Annotated in this window: 17 protein-coding genes; 11 read left to right on the top strand and 6 right to left on the bottom strand. The window is 35.4% G+C overall.

The window, feature by feature from the left end:
- The first annotated feature begins 115 nt into the window (after positions 1 to 115).
- The 5 genes from I8T81_RS12640 to I8T81_RS12620 all read left to right on the top strand — a co-directional run bounded on the left by I8T81_RS12640 (position 116) and on the right by I8T81_RS12620 (position 5,537).
- Positions 116 to 970, top strand: coding sequence for a metal-dependent hydrolase (locus I8T81_RS12640; RefSeq protein ID WP_019457366.1), 855 nt, complete (start codon positions 116 to 118; stop codon positions 968 to 970).
- 21 nt (positions 971 to 991) lie between these two features.
- Positions 992 to 1,441, top strand: a complete 450-nt coding sequence (locus I8T81_RS12635; RefSeq protein ID WP_198071363.1) for a limonene-1,2-epoxide hydrolase family protein — start codon at positions 992 to 994, stop codon at positions 1,439 to 1,441.
- 222 nt (positions 1,442 to 1,663) lie between these two features.
- A complete protein-coding gene (locus I8T81_RS12630) occupies positions 1,664 to 2,755 on the top strand; it encodes a DUF6670 family protein (protein ID WP_198071362.1) in 1,092 nt (363 codons plus the stop codon).
- Between the two features lie 659 nt (positions 2,756 to 3,414).
- Positions 3,415 to 3,969 carry a TetR/AcrR family transcriptional regulator gene (locus I8T81_RS12625; protein ID WP_198071361.1) on the top strand — a complete coding sequence of 185 codons (555 nt, stop codon included), beginning with the start codon at positions 3,415 to 3,417 and terminating at the stop codon, positions 3,967 to 3,969.
- 263 nt (positions 3,970 to 4,232) lie between these two features.
- Positions 4,233 to 5,537: an MFS transporter gene (locus I8T81_RS12620; protein WP_198071360.1), complete on the top strand. Its 1,305-nt coding sequence runs from the start codon at positions 4,233 to 4,235 to the stop codon at positions 5,535 to 5,537.
- Between the two features lie 93 nt (positions 5,538 to 5,630).
- Here I8T81_RS12620 and I8T81_RS12615 read toward each other — a convergent pair whose 3' ends face one another.
- Positions 5,631 to 6,068 carry a DUF2147 domain-containing protein gene (locus tag I8T81_RS12615; RefSeq protein ID WP_025465118.1) on the bottom strand — a complete coding sequence of 146 codons (438 nt, stop codon included), beginning with the start codon at positions 6,066 to 6,068 and terminating at the stop codon, positions 5,631 to 5,633.
- A 710-nt stretch (positions 6,069 to 6,778) separates the two neighbouring features.
- Between I8T81_RS12615 and I8T81_RS12610 the strand changes: the two genes are divergently transcribed.
- From I8T81_RS12610 to I8T81_RS12595, 4 genes are all read left to right on the top strand, one after another.
- Positions 6,779 to 7,990, top strand: a complete 1,212-nt coding sequence (locus tag I8T81_RS12610) for a hypothetical protein (RefSeq protein ID WP_198071359.1) — start codon at positions 6,779 to 6,781, stop codon at positions 7,988 to 7,990.
- Positions 7,990 to 8,442 carry a three component ABC system middle component gene (locus I8T81_RS12605; protein WP_198071358.1) on the top strand — a complete coding sequence of 151 codons (453 nt, stop codon included), beginning with the start codon at positions 7,990 to 7,992 and terminating at the stop codon, positions 8,440 to 8,442. Before I8T81_RS12610 ends, I8T81_RS12605 begins: the two co-directional genes overlap by 1 nt.
- Positions 8,439 to 10,292, top strand: coding sequence for a DUF3732 domain-containing protein (locus I8T81_RS12600; protein WP_198071357.1), 1,854 nt, complete (start codon positions 8,439 to 8,441; stop codon positions 10,290 to 10,292). The genes I8T81_RS12605 and I8T81_RS12600 overlap by 4 nt, the downstream gene beginning before the upstream one ends.
- Before the next feature lie 367 nt (positions 10,293 to 10,659).
- Positions 10,660 to 11,130 carry a Csu type fimbrial protein gene (locus tag I8T81_RS12595; protein ID WP_004702585.1) on the top strand — a complete coding sequence of 157 codons (471 nt, stop codon included), beginning with the start codon at positions 10,660 to 10,662 and terminating at the stop codon, positions 11,128 to 11,130.
- 53 nt (positions 11,131 to 11,183) lie between these two features.
- Here I8T81_RS12595 and I8T81_RS12590 read toward each other — a convergent pair whose 3' ends face one another.
- The 4 genes from I8T81_RS12590 to I8T81_RS12575 form a co-directional block, all read right to left on the bottom strand.
- Entirely contained in the window at positions 11,184 to 11,861 is a 678-nt protein-coding gene (locus I8T81_RS12590; protein ID WP_198071356.1) for a hypothetical protein, read from the bottom strand.
- Positions 11,862 to 11,909: 48 nt separating this feature from the next.
- On the bottom strand, positions 11,910 to 14,081 hold the full coding sequence (locus I8T81_RS12585; RefSeq protein WP_198071355.1) for a TonB-dependent siderophore receptor: 2,172 nt from the start codon (positions 14,079 to 14,081) through the stop codon (positions 11,910 to 11,912).
- Between the two features lie 157 nt (positions 14,082 to 14,238).
- Positions 14,239 to 14,823 (bottom strand): GNAT family N-acetyltransferase, encoded by a 585-nt coding sequence (locus tag I8T81_RS12580; protein WP_198071354.1) that lies wholly within the window; start codon positions 14,821 to 14,823, stop codon positions 14,239 to 14,241.
- A gap of 49 nt (positions 14,824 to 14,872) precedes the next feature.
- Positions 14,873 to 15,691, bottom strand: coding sequence for an isocitrate lyase/PEP mutase family protein (locus I8T81_RS12575; protein ID WP_198071353.1), 819 nt, complete (start codon positions 15,689 to 15,691; stop codon positions 14,873 to 14,875).
- A 315-nt stretch (positions 15,692 to 16,006) separates the two neighbouring features.
- On the opposite strand from I8T81_RS12575, the gene I8T81_RS12570 reads away from it, so the two are divergent.
- A complete protein-coding gene (locus I8T81_RS12570) occupies positions 16,007 to 16,711 on the top strand; it encodes an SDR family oxidoreductase (RefSeq protein WP_198071352.1) in 705 nt (234 codons plus the stop codon).
- Positions 16,712 to 16,831: 120 nt separating this feature from the next.
- Here the strand turns inward: I8T81_RS12570 and I8T81_RS12565 are convergent, their stop codons facing one another.
- Positions 16,832 to 17,152, bottom strand: a complete 321-nt coding sequence (locus I8T81_RS12565) for a pyrimidine/purine nucleoside phosphorylase (RefSeq protein WP_004702576.1) — start codon at positions 17,150 to 17,152, stop codon at positions 16,832 to 16,834.
- A gap of 238 nt (positions 17,153 to 17,390) precedes the next feature.
- Here I8T81_RS12565 and I8T81_RS12560 point away from each other — a divergent pair, with 238 nt between their 5' ends.
- Positions 17,391 to 17,861 carry an Lrp/AsnC family transcriptional regulator gene (locus I8T81_RS12560; protein ID WP_004702573.1) on the top strand — a complete coding sequence of 157 codons (471 nt, stop codon included), beginning with the start codon at positions 17,391 to 17,393 and terminating at the stop codon, positions 17,859 to 17,861.
- The last annotated feature ends 1 nt before the right edge of the window (position 17,862 follow it).

The following is a 17,862-nucleotide window of genomic DNA, read 5'->3' as shown; positions in this document are numbered from 1 at the left end:
ATTGAACCTTACAAATAAATATTTGAATTTCAATTGGATGAAAATTAGCTATTGACGGGAAATCTATTCCAATTTACAAAAGAACTAATTGGTACTTTTGAAAATTGGAATAAATATGACCACGCTAGAAGCAACTAAATCTAAACCGTCTTCGATAGCACATCGCTTAAAAGCTTCTTTTCCAGTTAGACGGTTAAGTTTTGATTTCACTAGTTCAAAGCGCTATTGGTTCGATAATGATCCTTATTTCACGCATTTAATGAATGCGATGTCAGCTATTTTTCCTCAAGGAGAATTAATGTTGATTGAAGCTTTAAGAAATGTTCGAGATAAGATTGATGATTCTGTACTTCAAGCAGAGATAAGTGCTTTTATTGGGCAAGAAGCAATGCATGCTAAAGAACATTTGGCATTTAACCGATATGCAGATGAACAGCAGATCAATATAGATAAATTGCAGAATGAAGTTAAAGCCTTATATGCCCTAATGCAAAAAATATTACCAAGTATGCATATCATGTCGATTGGCTGCGCGATTGAACATATCACCGCAACCTTGGGGGCTGAACTATTACGCAATGATAATTGGAATAATCGTCTGGTAGGTCCAGTTGCTGAACTATGGCTATGGCATGCGGTAGAAGAAAATGAACATAAAGCGGTTTTTTTTGATGCTTATGTCGCATCTGGCGGGGGATATTTATCACGGATTTTTTACATGACATTTGCAGGAAGTATTTTAATTTTCTTAATTGCAAATAACACCCGAAGACTACTCAAAGCAGATCAAGTACTTTCTTTAAAAGGTATTACTAAATTTTTTAAAAAAGGTTTGGGAAGTGAAGGACTACTGACAATGCAAACCGTTAAAGATTTTTTAGATTACTACCGACCAGATTTTCACCCTTTTGACCACGATACCAAAAAGTTAGAAAACCTGTGGCAACAGCGTTTAAACCTCAAAATTTAAACTTTTAGAGCAATACCTAAAATGAAAACAGTCTTAAACAGTGATATAAGTAATATCCAAGCGCAATCTGAAGACATTGTAGAACGCTTTCTAAATGCACTAATGCAACAAGATCATGTCACAATCAGCGAGTTACTCCATCCTGACATTGTTTATACCAATGTTTCTTTACCAACATTTAAAGGTGGAAAAAGGGTAGCTGGCTTGATAAAGCTTGCCCTGAGCAACGCAAGAAAATTAAAAGTTAAAAATCATCAGCTTGTTGCTAAAGAAAATATTGTACTTACTGAACGTACAGATATTTTAGAGATTGGACCGCTACATGTCGGATTTTGGGTCTGTGGTACATTCGAAGTAGAAGATGGAAAAATAATTTTATGGCGTGATTATTTTGATTGGCTAAATGTGAGTAAGGGACTAATCAGAGGATTTCTCGGAATAGGAATAAAAGCTTTACGTCCAAAAGTTTAGATAAAAAATCAATAAATGATTTCAGAAAGTAAGGCCAGCTTAATGCCATTTTATTGTCTTTAATTCAAACAAACGAACTTCATTCGAAATTTTAGAATTTGGGATGGAATTGTTAAATCTTAATTTTAATTAACGATTGTCCCTAAATGATATTTTTCTAGCACCAATCAAGTTCTAAAATAGAACTTGATTTTAAGTGGATAAAAATAAAGGATTTTAAAAATGCTAATCTCAAGCCATAGAATGCCAAGCAGTATTAAAGACAAAGCCAATCAAACAATTGCAAAGGTTTCTGGCTCATTAATGGGAGCTGTTACACCAGAGCGCCAAACAACATTACCAAAAGATTTTGAACTCAGTCCACATACGCTTTATAAACGCTTTGGTAGTACACATTATGGAGTCATGATACCCGATTTACCTGAACCATTCCGTTACTTGTCATGGGCTTCAGTATTGGGTTATGTAGGATTTACCATTACAGACATGAATTATCAAATGTCTAAAGATGGAAAAGGAGATACAGCTTCTTTAGTGCATGGAACGGCTTTATCTACCACATCTGAAGCTTATAGAACATTTTCGATTAAAAATGATATCCAGTTTAATCAAACTCCTTTTGCGATTAACTTTGATAATCAAACTGCTATACACGAAGACGGTGATGGATTTTTATTAATTACCAAGAGAGAAGACCTAGAGTTAGAACTTTATTTAAAACCTACATCAGCAATTTCATGGTTCGCGTACAGTAAGTTTTATAAGCACTTTAGTGTGCTAATGCAGTATGAAGGTCATATTAAACAAAAGGGCCATAGTAAGACAGTTCAAGGCTTATGCACACTTGAGTCTTGGAAAGCTGTAGCGACTTCAATGCTAAAGAACAAATGGTTAGTTGAAAATATACAACTTCCCGTAAAAGTTTTTAGTTATCAGGTGATTAATATTGATCATGAACAGCAGTTATTGCTGGCTTTTATTTGCTACGAAGACCAGCCAATTTTGACTTCTGTTTACTACCGACATATAGATGGAACTTCAATTCAATACAACGGAGATATTCTTTTTGAAGTAACCAGTCTTCAACAAGAGCCACAGATTACTCCTGATAATTTTTCAATGAATTTACCAAATACTTTTCGGTGGGTTGCTTATCACAATAACCAAAAGGTTTTAGATATTTCAGCACATGTAGACACTCCATATTGTTTCGGGTTGGCTGCTGGATTTGTTTCTGCCTATCAATGGGAAGGTGAATTTTCTTCTCAAAAAATGAGTGGGCGAGGCTACTTAGAATATATAGATCGAAGATAAAAAATCATTTTAATGCGTAATTCTGTAGATAATGTTCTAACTCAATTGGAAAAAATATCTATTTTATAAACCCAATTTAACAATAACCTACTCATTGTTTAGCCTTACTTTTTTAATGATCTAATTTAAAACAAATGTCATTTTGTGTGCTTGACGCCAATAAACTTGGGCACTATTCTTTGCCTGCTGGCCACATTGCCAGTCGGTTTTAGCAGACCGTGATGAAAGATCGCATCAGAGTTATTCCGTCTGAGGAATACTCTTATGTGTAAACTCCTAGTCTCCTCCCGTAGCGGTAGGACGGGAGAGGGACACCTTCGGGTGTGCTGGTTATATCTTTCACCAGTCTGCTAACCCTTTCTCGTTCTGCCACCATAATTTTAATGTCGGCAGAACTCCCAATAAAAAAGGAGTTGGCTTTGCACATCCATTATTTCTTGGCAGCCTTTGCCAAAAGCTATAACGATACAGCTTAAAAATTTACAGCAGCTTGAATGCCGTAGGGTTTTCAGGCTTTAAGTCATTTTTACTTAAAACTTAGCAACAACAAACTTGAGATGTGCCAAGCACTGTCTTACGGCTTTGCTGTGCCTTTTTTCTCCCAAAAGGACACAGTTTTTTTCTTTTAGAAACAACAAGAATTTTATAACGGTAAAACTATGCGAAATTTAGAAACCTCTTCCAAAAAACTACATGTCGTTCAAACCACCATACAATTCATTACGATACATGGGTTTCATCATGTAGGTGTGGACCTGATTGTTAAAGAAACCCAAATTGCCAAAGGTACGTTTTACAACTATTTCCACTCTAAAGAACGCTTAATCGAAATGTGTATTGCCTTTCAAAAGAGCCTGCTCAAAGAAAAAGTGCTCTCTATTATTTATTCAAACCATTACCGAACACCAATCGATAAACTCAAAGAAATAGTGGTTTTCCATGCCAATTTAAACAGTCTGTATAACTTTTTACTTAAAGCTATTTTTGAAATAAAACTACTTTACCCACAGGCTTATCGCATGGCAGTTGAATATCGAAAGTGGCTGCTGCATGAAATTTTTGATTTGATTTTTAGCGGAGAAACTCGCGAGGCAAAATTCGATGCTCACATGGTGGTAAACCTGATAGATGGTTTGTTACTACAAGTTTTAAGCTCAAATAGTTTGGAAGAAAGAGATGCTGTGATGGAGCAGTTTTTTAAAATATCTGTCTGAATTTTAAAATAATGTAAGTAATAGCATGTATGGTCTGCTTGATTTTTGCCAAATAAGCAGACCAAAGGCCGCTTGCAATAAGCTGACGTGATGAATTGGGGAAATTAAAATTTCACTTAATATATTGTTTATATTACAAAAAAATATTTTTTTGACTTTATGGGAGTAATATTGCTATTTTTAATTACGCCAATCGTAAATAAATTACGAATAACGTAATTAAAATGGATTAATTTAAAGCATGTCATGGAGAAGGGAATACCATGAAAGAAGTTGCATTAAGTGATTTGATCAATCAGCAAAAAGTTGGACGTTATCAAAAATTTATTCTGATCACCTGTTTATTACTCATGATTATGGATGGCTATGACATTCAGTCTATGGCTTACGCAGCCCCAATGATTATAGAAGACTGGGGTGTTCAAAAAACCATGTTAGGGGTGGTGTTTAGTGCAAGCTTATTTGGTTTGTTTGTCGGATCATTTTTATTAAGTTCACTTTCTGATCGTTTTGGTCGCCGTCCGATACTACTCATTTCGACCTTTATGTTCTCGGTATTGATGCTGTTAACGCCCCATGTCGGCAATATTGAGCAATTGACCGTAATCCGCTTTGTTACAGGAATTTTTTTAGGCGGCATCATGCCAAATGTGATGGCTTATAGCTCCGAAATTGTTCCACACAAATCTCGTATTTTTACCATGATGGTCATTTCTTGTGGCTATACGGTAGGGGCAATGTTGGGGGGCGGTATATCCGCCTTACTCGTTCCTTGGGGCGGTTGGCAGTCGATTTTTTATTTTGGCGGTATTATCCCTTTAATTATTTTCTTTATTACATACTTTAAGATGCCAGAATCTTTATATTTTCTGAGTGAAGATAACAAAAACACGCCTAAAATTTTATTTTGGTTAAAGAAATTTTATCCTGCATTAACATTCAATTCACAAATAAAAATCATTAATAACACTGAAGTCGAGGTTAAAAAGTCGCCGCTTGAATTGTTTAAAAATCAGCGCGCATTTTTTACCTATTCTATCTGGATCATCAGTATTTTAAATATGATCAGTCTCTATTTTCTGGCGAATTGGCTACCCACCTTAGCCAAAGAGTCAGGTCTTTCATTAAATCAGGCATTAATGATTGGTTCCACTTTACAGTTAGGCGGGACGATTGGTAGTGTTGTGATGGGACTTAAAATTGATAAGACAGGATTCTATAAAGTACTCATTCCTGTTTTTATCGTTGCCGTGATTAGTGTTGCTTTAATTGGTTATGCTGTTAGCCATATTGCTTTACTATTTATAATTATTTTTATAGCTGGCTTCGCAATTGTTGGTGGGCAGCCTGCTATTAATGCCTTATCTGCAAGTTATTATCCAGTTTCACTTCGTACTACAGGAGTAGGTTGGAGTATTGGAATTGCTCGTTTAGGGTCGGTTATTGGGCCGCTATTTGGTGGGTATCTCTCTCAATTCTTGGTCATTACCCATTTGTTTGTGATTGCTGCAATACCTTCGCTATTCGTCATTATCATGCTGATTGTTCAGGCTAAATACCGATCATAACAATGTCTACACACATCATTTATATAGTGCACATATAGACCGTAATTATGATCGGTGAGTAGCTAGAGAGTGGGTCACAAGCTAGTTCAAGAGTTATTTAACTCGATACCACGTTTGGTTTCGGCCAATTGCAGAAATACCAATATAGCCACGCGCGGTAAGTTTCTCGCCGTCTGGTGATACAGTTACACTAAAGCGATAAGTTTTATCTGACTGAGGGTCGAGAATAGATCCTTTGTCATATTTATTTTTACCTACGCTTTTTAAATTTTTGACAATGGTTAGACCAACTAAAGATTTGTTTTTATAAGTGCCTTCACACATCGTACATTTGTTGGCTTCACTTGGAACAAGGATTTTTTCAATGTTTGCAGTTAGAAGCCCATTTTTATCTTCACTAAATTTTACCAGTGCTCTAGGTTGATTTGTTTCATCATCAATGGTTTTCCAAACACTGCCATGTAGTTTGTCCGAAGCAAATGAATGTATCGAATAGAAGCTAAGTAAAAGTAATAATAAATATTTTTTCATATCCATGATTTCTCAAGTTAAAGGTGGATGGTTTTAGTCACTAGAATTATTCATTTTAAATTTAACTTCACAGTTTTCTTAGTATTGAATCTATAAACTAAACAATATGTAAAGTTATATTTTATTGGGCTTTATATTATTTTGATCACCTTTTTTATGCAATTGCGAGAATGTACAGAATCCTTCAATTTTGAAAAGTCGCTGTTGGTGGGGAGGGAGAACAAAAGTGGCACTTAAAGAATTCTAGACTAGAGTGCAGCTTTTTATGATCACTTCATATACCGCATAAATTTAACTATAATCTTTCATATCAGCTAGTAAATCTTTATAGTTAGCTTTAAAAAATAATCAAATATAACTCTATACAATATTCCACTATGGCTGAATCATTATATTTGTGAGTAAAATTTATTAAAAAATAAATTTTAATATTTAAAAATAGTTTTTTTTAAATCTAAATTATTTTGGATTAGCTTACCTAAAATAATTTAAATAAAATTTTTGATACAGAATTCAGCTGAAGTTAAATTTATATGTTTTAAGTAAATAGAGACTTATTCTAGTTAATTTATAGTTGAAGAGTTGGGATTTTTGATTATTTTATTATCTTGTTCTATTATTTATATGATGATAGAAATGCATAAAATGTAGTGCATTAACAAAACGATAGAGTAGAAGCTGTATAGATCCTTAAAATCGAGCAAATTTATATGAGTCATTTACAAAAGATAGCCGCAGATAAGCAATCGCTTGGTTTTGAATTTCAGGATTTTGTTTATATTGAAAAACTTATTGAACTTAGACCAGAACAATCTTTAGGATTAGAAGTCTATGATGACATCCATGTAACCACTAATGATGAAAATGGAGATGCTAAAGAACTTCTACTTATTCAAGTAAAGCACTCAATTGATGCTAGTAATATTAGTGACAGAGATATTGATATCTGGAAGACTTTTTATAATTGGCTAAAACTAGTTCCTGAGTTACCAGATCATTTGCAACTTAAATTTCAGTTATACACTAATAAGAAACTGAATAGTCAAGAATTCGTTAGTTTACTAAAATATCCTACCAAGAATATTAAAGAGATACTTAACTTTATTAAGCAAACTAATAAAGAAATTTCTGAAGCTGAATCAAAAAAGAAGCCTGAGGATTCAAGCAATCCAATTGCAAAATATGTAAAAGCTATCGCTGAGGCTAGTGATGAAGATGTTAGGTTTGTCTTTGAAAAATTTGAGTTTCATTCAGATAATTCTGCAATAATTAATAGAATATCTTTAGCATTAAGACAGTTAGCTATTCCAGTTTCACGTATTGATGAAACCCGAAAATATATAATAGGTTCATTCAAAGAATCTAAATTTTCAAAAATTATAAGGGGCAATAAGGTAGAAATAACTTTTGATGATTTTCGAATTGAAATGGGTTTTGACAGAATTATTAGATCTGCCCGTGCTTTGCCTGCGGATTTTGATGAATTTCTTGATATATATTACAACTACCAACGTCCAGATACTCTTTCATTTAGTAGTAGTAAATTTCATGACCAACTCAAAGATATTGGTATTGACGATGAGGAAATTGTGGATAGGGGAATTGAAATGATGCTTGCTGATCAGTTTATGAAGTCTTTGGAAGATGCTGGTTCATTTAGTGCAAGTGAAAATTTGAGATTAGAGTACAAAGCCGTATCTGATTGGAAATTAATTCATAATCAAATACATAGAATAAATTCTGGAGATGATGAAGTTAAACATTTTCAAGCTTCACTCGATTGCTATTATCAAACGATGAGAAGTCCTTTGAAAGCGGGCAATGTTGAGCTTCCAAGTAATTTGAGTTGTGGGAAATATATCAAGCTTTCCAATCTACCTCGGATTGGTTGGCGCAAAGATTGGAAAGGAAAATTCGAATAATGAATCGTTTATTTCACAATGAATTAATGGGTGTAGTTGCAATACAAAGTGCTTTAGAAAACTCAAATGAAAATCGATTATCATTAGCAAAAGTGATGCTAATTTTACCTTTACTTTTTGATAAAAATATTCGTTCGATCCTTAAAAGAAAAAATAGTGTTGTGTTAAGTAGCAAAGATCTACTACTTTCTAACCCCGAAGCTTTTATTAATGTACGAGCAAGGTATGAAGACTTAGTCATAACTTCGTTAAATAGTATGATCCTTACACAGGAGTTAGGTATTGCAACACTCATGGGTGAATATTTGACGCTTGAAAAGAAAATATTTTTTCAAAATAAAAATGAGATTGGAAAAATTGCCACAGATATCTTGGCTGCTGGCCCCAAACTTGGGCTGCTTCTTAATGAAACTAATATAAATCTTTATCAAACTTTTAGGATCGATTTGTGAGTAATATTCAAATTTCAAATATTGTACTTTGGCAAAAGAACGGTATTAAACGAACCCTTGATTTTCTACCTAATCGTGTGAATGTTATTACTGGAGATTCTGGTAAAGGAAAATCTTCAATTTTATTTATTATAGATTATTGTTTGCTAGCAAGTGAAACCAAAGGAATATCAAAAACAAATATTGATTCAAAAGTTGAATGGTATGGAATTAAACTTTCTATAGATGGTAAGGAAATAGTTATAGCACGCCCGTCGGAAAGCAAAGGTGCAAATGATCGAGCATATTTTAGTGAAAATGGTGTTATCCCACCCTTACCATTCTTGAATATTAGAATTGATAATTTAAAAAGAGTCTTAAGTGGTGCATTTGGTATTGATACTGATTTACGAGTGCCTTATGGGGGAAAATATATTCAAGCAGGATCGAAAGTCTCTTTCCGCAACTTTCTGGCGTATAGTTATCAAGATCAAAATACGATTGTTGCACCTGATCACCTTTACATTCGACCGACTGATGGCCGATATCAGGAAGCAATTGAACGGACATTTAGGATGGCTATTGGTGCTGAGAATGTGGATACTGCATTATCTCGTAGCCGTCTTTCAGAACTGGAGCGAAAAAGATCTATTCAAATAAGGAAAATTGAATCTTATGAAAGATCTGCAAAAGTATTTTCTGAAGAGGTAGGAACGCTATCTAAAGAGGCTCATTTGCTTGGAATAATTGAAAATATTCCTGAAACTTATGATGAGAGTATTACTGCACTACAAGATTTGGTTCAGATGCCTATCATTCCTAGTAATCAAAATCATGAAATTGAGAAGATTGAGCGTGAAATATTTCGTTTAACTGCTAAAAATCGCCAATTAAAAGCATTTCTTGATAATAAATCCATTTATATTGAGGAACTTAAAGAAGTTGAAGACTCACTAAAACCAGTTAGTATTTTTAATAAACAAGCCGATAATTTATTTCCTTCAGAATTTGCTAATAAAATTATTGCTCGATTAGGTCAAGAACTTTCAAATATAAAATCTTCACTGAATAGCCGTAAGAGTTTTCCTTTTATGGATGAGGTAAAAAATATTATCAATCAGAATGATGAAGAAATTCGAGCTCTTAAGAATGAACTGTATTCAATAAAAGGAAACCAACTGATTGCATGTAATCCTAATGATTATTATAGGTATTTAGGGCGTCTTGAGGCTAAACTTGAAGTGTACAGTCGTATTGAAAATCATGGATATCAGGTACAAGACGACTTTGACAGTGCAATAGTGGCTTTAAAAAGAATAGTTGATGAGAATGAAGAAAAAAGTAATTTAGCTAAACAGGAATTAAATTACTTAATTAATAAACGTCTTGCTAATCTACCTTTGAAAGGTTATGAAGGTTTCTCTGCTTCATATTATGAAAAAGAGAAGCTGATTCATTTACGTTCTCCAGACTTTAATATTCTAGAGAATATGCCTGATGTAGGAAGTGCTTCAAATTATCTTTATCTTCATGTTTCATATTTTCTTGCAATACATGAAATCGCAAAAAAGATGCGAATTCCTTGGGTTCCTTCTTTCTTAGTTCTAGATCAGGTTAGTACTCCTTACTTTTCAAGTAATGGGGAGCCAAATGACGATATTCGTAGCTTAGATAAAGTATTAATAGAGTTGAATCAATTTGTGACTGATATGGATAAATATGATGGATTCCAAATTATTTTATTAGAACATATTGGTATGGAACATTGGACTTCACTGAGTTTAGATAGATTTCATCTTGTAGATAAAGAGCTTCGTGATGACTATGGCCTCATTCTTGATATTCCTGAAAATGAAGATTTAGAAGAATAGGTCTCATTTAAAATCAAGTGCAGCTCAGAAAATTACCACAATAAATTTTTTGAGCTGCGTAGATAAAGGACTTATTAGGGAATTATTGAATGAATGTATCAAATAGCTTTATCCCTCATCAGGTGGAGGGGAAAAGATGACTTAAGAAAAATAAAAACATCGACTAATTTTTAAACTAAATAAATTACGTTGAATGCATCACAAATTATAAGAATAATATGAAAATCATGTGATTATTATCGATTGACAGTATGCAATATTAAGCTTTATAAATAAAACGAACCTGAAAAAACTGTTTCTTTAGTAAAACAGAAAAATGACATTATAAATTTGAAAAGACATTAGAACATAAAGATAAGGAGAAGAAATGAAACTCATTAAACACGCCTTATTTTCTCTTATGGGAATACTCTTAATAAATAGTGCAGAGGCTGCAAGCGCATCTACGTCATTAAAGGTTAGCTTAACTATTGTAGAAAGTTGTGAAGTCTCAACACAAGGAAATTTAGATTTCGGTTCTGTTGTACGTGCGCAGCCAGTTGCTGCCGCTAGAACCGATGTAACTGTCCAATGTAACCATAATACACCGTATCAATTAGCAGTAACTTCCGACAATAATTTTGAGCTTAAATCTGCTACAAGTCCTGCCTCTGTCGCATATATACTGTATCAAGATGCAGGGCATACTCAAATTTGGGGAAATGTAGCAAGTAAAATGCACTCAGGAATCGCAACAGGAATGAAAGAAAATATTCCTATTTATGGAGTAATTCAGTCGAGTACCAATGTGCAGGCTACAAAGTATGAAGACTGGGTTCGAGTGAATGTTGTCTACTAATCGCAGCTCTGCAAGGTGTAATCAATAAGACCTTGAGAGCTGTATAAATGATTTTATTTGTTGGTGAGCCATTGAATTGAGGCATCAAACAGTTTTAAGCCATCGTCAGATAGATTGGTAAACGTGTCATTGTTAAGAAAGAACATGAGCCGTTTTGCTGGCGCTAAAGATTCATAATCCATGGTTGCACCTTTTTCATATCCCCAAATTGCTACTTTTTCAGGTTGTCCATAAATCGTTGCGATAATGGTGGCACCTAAACCAGGCTTACCCCAACTCATAGGCGCTTGAGCTTTATACACATTGCGGGTTCCGGCAGGAAGCTGTGCAGACAATGGATGTGGCGCATTGACCAACCACAAATAACGTTCTTTCTCGACTTCGCCAAAATCGGTATTTATACGTTTACCTGTCATAGCCAAGTCATCAAGATAATCGTTTTCCCACGTCATGAGTGGAAGGGGCAGTTGACGCCAACCAGATTGAAGGTTTTTAGAAGCAACTGTAGATGAAATAATGACTAAATCTGTGTTCTTTAAGGTGTTTGGTGAAACAGATTGATCTAATACCTCAACTTGATAGCCCTTGCTTTGCAAGTATTTTTGAATGGCAATATCTGTACCAGCCGATGCACCTTTAACTTGAGAGATGAGGGCAATTCGTGTTTGAGCATAAACTGCTGAGCTAAACAATGAGCCAATCAACAGGACAACGGAAAGAAGCTTTTTCATAGTGTTCTCAAAAGAGCAGTGATTTAGGCACTGCTCTGATCCGGTGTTTTAAAATTTAAAAGTTGCACGTAATACCGCTTGGCGAGAGTCACCTTGAGACACGGCCAAATTATTTACACTGGCTGTGTAGTAGGTTTTGTCAAAGATATTATTTAAATTAAATTGGAACGTGACTGCTTGTTTGGCAATAGTGGTGTCATAACTTACAAAGGCATTGGCAAGGGTGTAGTCAGGCAGGTCGAAGGTATTTTCTGAATCGCCAGCGCGTTTACCCACATAATTACCGCTTACGCCAAAACGTAAATTACCGTTGTAAAGTTCACCATAGTTATATGCCAATGCTAAAGAAGCAGTATTTTTTGCTACATTATTCAAGCGATTGCCTTCAAGGCCGCTTTCATCTTCAGTTACTTTCGCATCTGTATAGGCATAGGTTAGGGTCGCATCAAGTTGATCAGTTACACGTCCTGTCAGGTCAAGCTCAGCACCTTTAGAACGAACTGCACCCGTAGTATGTAGTTCAACTTCACCAGTTGATGAGTTAGTGACTTTAGCTAAAACATTACGCTTTTTAATATCGTAGAGTGCAAAGTTAGCTTTGATACGGTCATTTAACTCATATTTCGCGCCAACTTCATAAGACTTGGCTTGTTCAGGTTGAACATCAGAGTTAATAACAGCACCGCCACCCAAAGGTGCAATTGAAGAAGACGGCTTAAGTGACTCGGTATAGCTACCATAAAATGAAAGCTGGTCATTCCATTTATAAACTAAACCTGCATGTGGTAGCCAAGCATCATCGTTAGTGTTGGTATTTTCTTTAAACGGTCTGCCACGTCCAGCAGTTTGTTGATAGTTCAGGTAACGTCCACCCAGCACAGCAATCCATTTTTCATTTAACTGAATTGCATCTTGCACATAAAAACCGTAAGTGTGCAGTTTATCGGTTTGGTCACTATCTGATGCGACAACATTTTGAGATGGCTCAACAGTTCCATAACTTGGATTTAAATAATCTAAAGTTGAGGTGTTGCCACGAACCATATCTGGACGGAAATACTTACGGTATTCGATGTCTGAACCGAATTGAATATCATGCTTTAAACCAAACAAATTGGTTGAACCATTAATATATGCTTGAGCATTACTGTCTACGCTTTGGGCATTTAAAGTCGCATCGGTACGGCGTGTCACGGTGTGTTTAGTTGTATCTAACTTGGTTACACGTAATTGGTTAGCATCATAAGTTTCGTAGTTGTAGGTATAACCAAAGTGAGCCGACCAGTTATCATTAATTTGGTGGTCTACCAACAATTGCGCCAAATGATCTTCACCTTTCATTTGGTTAAACGCTTCATCTAGACGTTGATATTTAGAGATCGGTAGGGCTTTATTGGTTTTCGGGTCAAAAACGGTAGAGCGGTCAAATGGTACATCAAAGTGACGATATTGATAACTCAGGTTCACTTTAGTTTGACCATTATCCCATGCGACAGACGGAGCAATTAAAGTCTGTTTGAGATTACCAAAATTACGCCAATAGTCAGCGTCGGAATGATCTGCAATAAAGCGATAAGCAAAGTTACTATCACTAATTGCACCTGTGGTATCTATGCTTGCACCTAGACCATTTTTACCCGCAGCAAAGCTTGAGCCGTATACGGAAAGTTCAGTTTTCTGGGTAGTCTCAGGTTTTTTTGTAATGACATTGACCACACCACCCGGGTCCATAATGCCATAGAGTAATGAAGATGGGCCTTTTAAAACTTCAACTTGTTCAACTGCCGCATTCATGGTTCGGCCTTGCACAATTGGCATGCCATTTACAGTAATTGAACCGTCACGGTTATCACCAAAGCCGCGTTTCATTACGGTGTCTTGCGTACCACCTAAAGTATTACCCTGCGTAATGCCACTGACTTGAGTCAGTGCATTGTCCAAGTTTGCAGGCAAATAATCTTTCATGTATTGCTTCGATACAACGTTTACAGTTTGCGGGCTTTCTAGATTTTTTTGTTTGCCTCTAAGCGTCGACGCCGTTTGTGTTGCGATATAACTTGAGTCTGCTTCAGCCTGAACCTTAATTGTTTCTAGTTGTGCTGGTTGAATCGCGGTTGTTTCTGCCCAAGACATCATTGGGATGAGGGATAAAAGTAAGGGGCTACTATGTTTTAAAATTTCAACAGTAATTAAATTTTTACGCGGGGAGAAAGCAAACATAAGTATACCTAAGTGATATAAAAATCGTGAAAGGCTAAAAAAGAGCGACTATTCAAGCGAACAAACAAGAGTGCTGACTAGACTCAAAAAAGTGAGTAAAGTATATATAAATGAGACTCATTTGCAATGGTTATGGATGATAAAGCCGTAGGAAAAATTAATAATAATTTAACTTTTTAATTAGATTATCTTTTATGCTCGGCCACTCTTCATCAATAATACTGAACCTGACAGAATTTCTTTTTCTGCCATTAGGCATGATTCGCTCATTTCTAACCACACCTTCTTTCTGGGCGCCGATTCTTAAAATCGCATTTTGGGATTTTTCATTGAGTACATCTGTTGTGAACTGAACTCTAACGCAATTTAGCTCTTCAAAGGCATATTGAAGAAGTAAATATTTTGCTTCTGTATTTGCGTATGTTCGCTGCCACGATTTTGAGTACCAAGTACTTCCAATTTCTAACTTTAAATTTTTTCTATCTATTTTCCAAAATCTGGTAGACCCAATGATTTTTCCTGTAGCAATATCTTCGACTACAAAAGGAAGAACCGTACCCGCTTGGTAACCTTCTAGTGCATGCTGAATATAGTCATCTACTGTTTCTGCTGAAGGGACTACAGTGAAAGGGAGGTTCCATAGTTCTCCATCGGAAGCAGCGGTAACTAAGTCTCTTGAATCTTCAATAGTTAATATGCGTAGTCGTATACGATGGCTTGAAAGCGTTATGTTTAAAGGCATAACAGAGGTCCTAGCTAAAAGGTACTAAATAAAGCGGTTTATCCAAATCTTATTTAAATCGACTATTAAGATCGCCACTTGAAACCGAAGTATTGAGCGAATGGAAATTACCTGACTCGGCAATCGCACTTGCTGTTTTAATAAAACCATCCCAAGCTGAACGAGCTAATGCTCCACCAAGACTAATACGTCTTACACCCAAGTCTGCAAGTTCTGCTGCCGTTAAATCACTATCCCAACCAATTAAAACGTTTACAGGTTTTGGTGAAACGGCATTCACCACAGCAATGATTTGTTCACGAGTTTTAATACCAGGCGCATACAGGCAGTCAGCACCAGCTTCTGAATATGCTTTTAACCTGTTAATGGTATCTTCTAAATCGGGTACACCCACAAAGAAGTTTTCAGCACGACCAATAAGCATGACGTTAGTTCCGCTTTGGTCGATCGCTAAGCGAGCTGCTCGTATTCTTTCAACAGCATCAGGAATATCACGTAGTGGTTTTTCAATATTTCCGGTTGAATCCTCAATAGAAATACCTGCTATACCTGTATCAAGTGCCATGAGAACATTTTCAATGACGCCTTGAGTTGTATCTGAAAAGCCACTTTCAAAGTCAGCATTGATAGGCAGGTTAGTGGACTGAACCATATAACGTAGATGTGCCAAGGTTTCATCTCGGTCGAGTTGACCATCGGCCTTTCCAGAAGACCATGCATAACCTGAGCTTGTTGTTGCCAGTGCTTTATAGCCCAGTTGTTCGAGTATTTTTGCACTGCCTGCATCCCAAGGGTTGGGTAAAATAAAGCATCCGTCTTTATGGAGATCGCGGAAAATTCTTCTTTTCTCATCGACTGAATTTTTCATTATTTCGTACTCTTTTTAATGTATTTACTTAAACTTAGCCACTCAATTTTGCCTTTAAACTAAGAGATTGAAAGACCAACTCAAGTCGAATGACTATAACAACTTTTTAATGTATACAAATACAATCACTTCTTCATTTCAAATAAGAAAATCAAAATAAAGTCATGTCCATTTTGGGGATATTGATTATAGTTTTCTTGAATTTATATAAATCTGCTTATCGTCATAAAAAATCATAGTGAATGTTTTATTATTTTTGTAGTTAACAGGGGAGAACAAACCAGAAACTATTTTTATGTCTAATAAGGATCCGCTATGAAAAACACTTATTTAGTGACAGGCGCTACAAAAGGTATTGGAAAAGCAATTAGCGACGAACTGTCCTTGCAGGGACATCATGTCATTGGCATTGCCAGAAATATCGACCATATAGACTTTCCCGGACAGCTTTTTAGTTGTGATTTATCCAATATAGAACAAACTGAAGAAACCTTAGCATTAATTGCTAAATCTCATGTCATACATGGAATTGTAAATAACTCAGGAGTTAGCTTGCCTCAACCTTTAGGCCAGATTTCCTTTCTTGCCTTGGAGGAGGTCTGGAACTTAAATGTAAGAGCTGCGATACAAGTGACTCAGCATTTTGTTGCGCAACTAAAAGCACAGCGCTTTGGACGAATTATTAATATTGGCAGCAGGGCAATTTACGGGGCAAAACAACGGACAGCATACTCGGCAGCAAAAAGCGCCTTGGTCGGGTGTACTAAAACTTGGGCACTCGAGTTAGCTGAGTTTGGAATAACGGTAAACTGTATAGCACCGGGGCCAATTGAAACGGAACTTTTTAGAAAAACCCGACCCGTTGGAAGTGAAGCTGAAAAAGCGATATTAGAAAGCATTCCTTTAGGACGGATTGGCACACCACAAGATGTTGCACATGCCGTAACCTTTTTACTATCAGAGCATGCAGGTTTTATTACGGGTCAAGTTCTCAATGTTGATGGTGGTGGAAGCTTATAGATAATTGTAAAAGTGCTTAAATACTAAAATTTAAACTTCATCTCGTCTAGTTTTTAAGAAAAGATGAATATATTCATAGGAAAACATACCCTATGAAAGCTATGACTTTGTAATTTTAATTCATTCTAAATGGCAGACGTAATCAATCACTTCATCTGTAATAATTTTAAATTTACTATTTTCAGGAACATTAAAAGACTCACCACTGGAATAGACTTTAGTATCCGGATCATCGCCAATTTGAACACTACATTTGCCTGAAATGATCTCAATGCGTTCTGAAACGTGGGTTTTAAAAGTTAAAGCTTTTTCTGTTGGAAGAATCACCCCTAAAGTCTTTTTTGTACCATCTTCAAGTTCAATAACATGACTAATGGAGTGTCCCTCGTAATGAACATTCGCTTTTTTTGTTATAGAAACAGCATCAAATTGATTTGGCATTTTTCTTGTCTCTTTTATTGTACCGAATATGTACAAGATAATAATAAAAGCTCATCTAAACTTTCAAGCTTTAAAAATAGATTATTTAGTGGACAATAGAAATAAATGCGTCTCGAATGCGCGGAGATCATTTCAAACATAGGTAAATATTTTTTTTATTAAAATTAGAATAACAATCTAATATATTGTTCATTGATTTGATTTATTGCAAATACATAGTGCAGAGAAGCTTGAAGGTATGAAGTTAAATTTAGATAAATATGACCGTGTAATATTAGATCTTCTACAGAAGGACTGCACATTGGCAATAGGTGATATTGCGGAAAAGGTGGGATTAAGCAACACGGCTTGTTGGCGCAGAATACATAAGATGGAAGAAGAGGGTATTATTCGTGCAAAAGTCGCTTTGCTAGACCGTAAAAAACTCAACATTAATGTGATTGTGATGGTGTTTATTAAAACAGCACAACACAATATTGAGTGGATTCAAAAATTTCACTCTCATATCTATAGCATCGATGAAGTTATTGAAGTTTATAGAATGGCAGGTGAAACAGATTATTTACTTAAAGTCGCTGTATCGGATGTTGCTGAGTTCGATAAAGTTTATAAAAAATTAATTGAAATTAACGGATTGGCCGATGTGAGTTCTAGTTTTGCCATGGAGCAAATTAAATATACGACAGAACTTCCTTTAAATTTTTTCTAAT

The organism is Acinetobacter seifertii (genome assembly GCF_016064815.1).
Lineage (GTDB): Bacteria > Pseudomonadota > Gammaproteobacteria > Pseudomonadales > Moraxellaceae > Acinetobacter > Acinetobacter seifertii.
The sequence above is the reverse complement of the archived record's forward strand: the minus strand, read 5'-3'. Positions and strand labels throughout refer to the sequence as shown.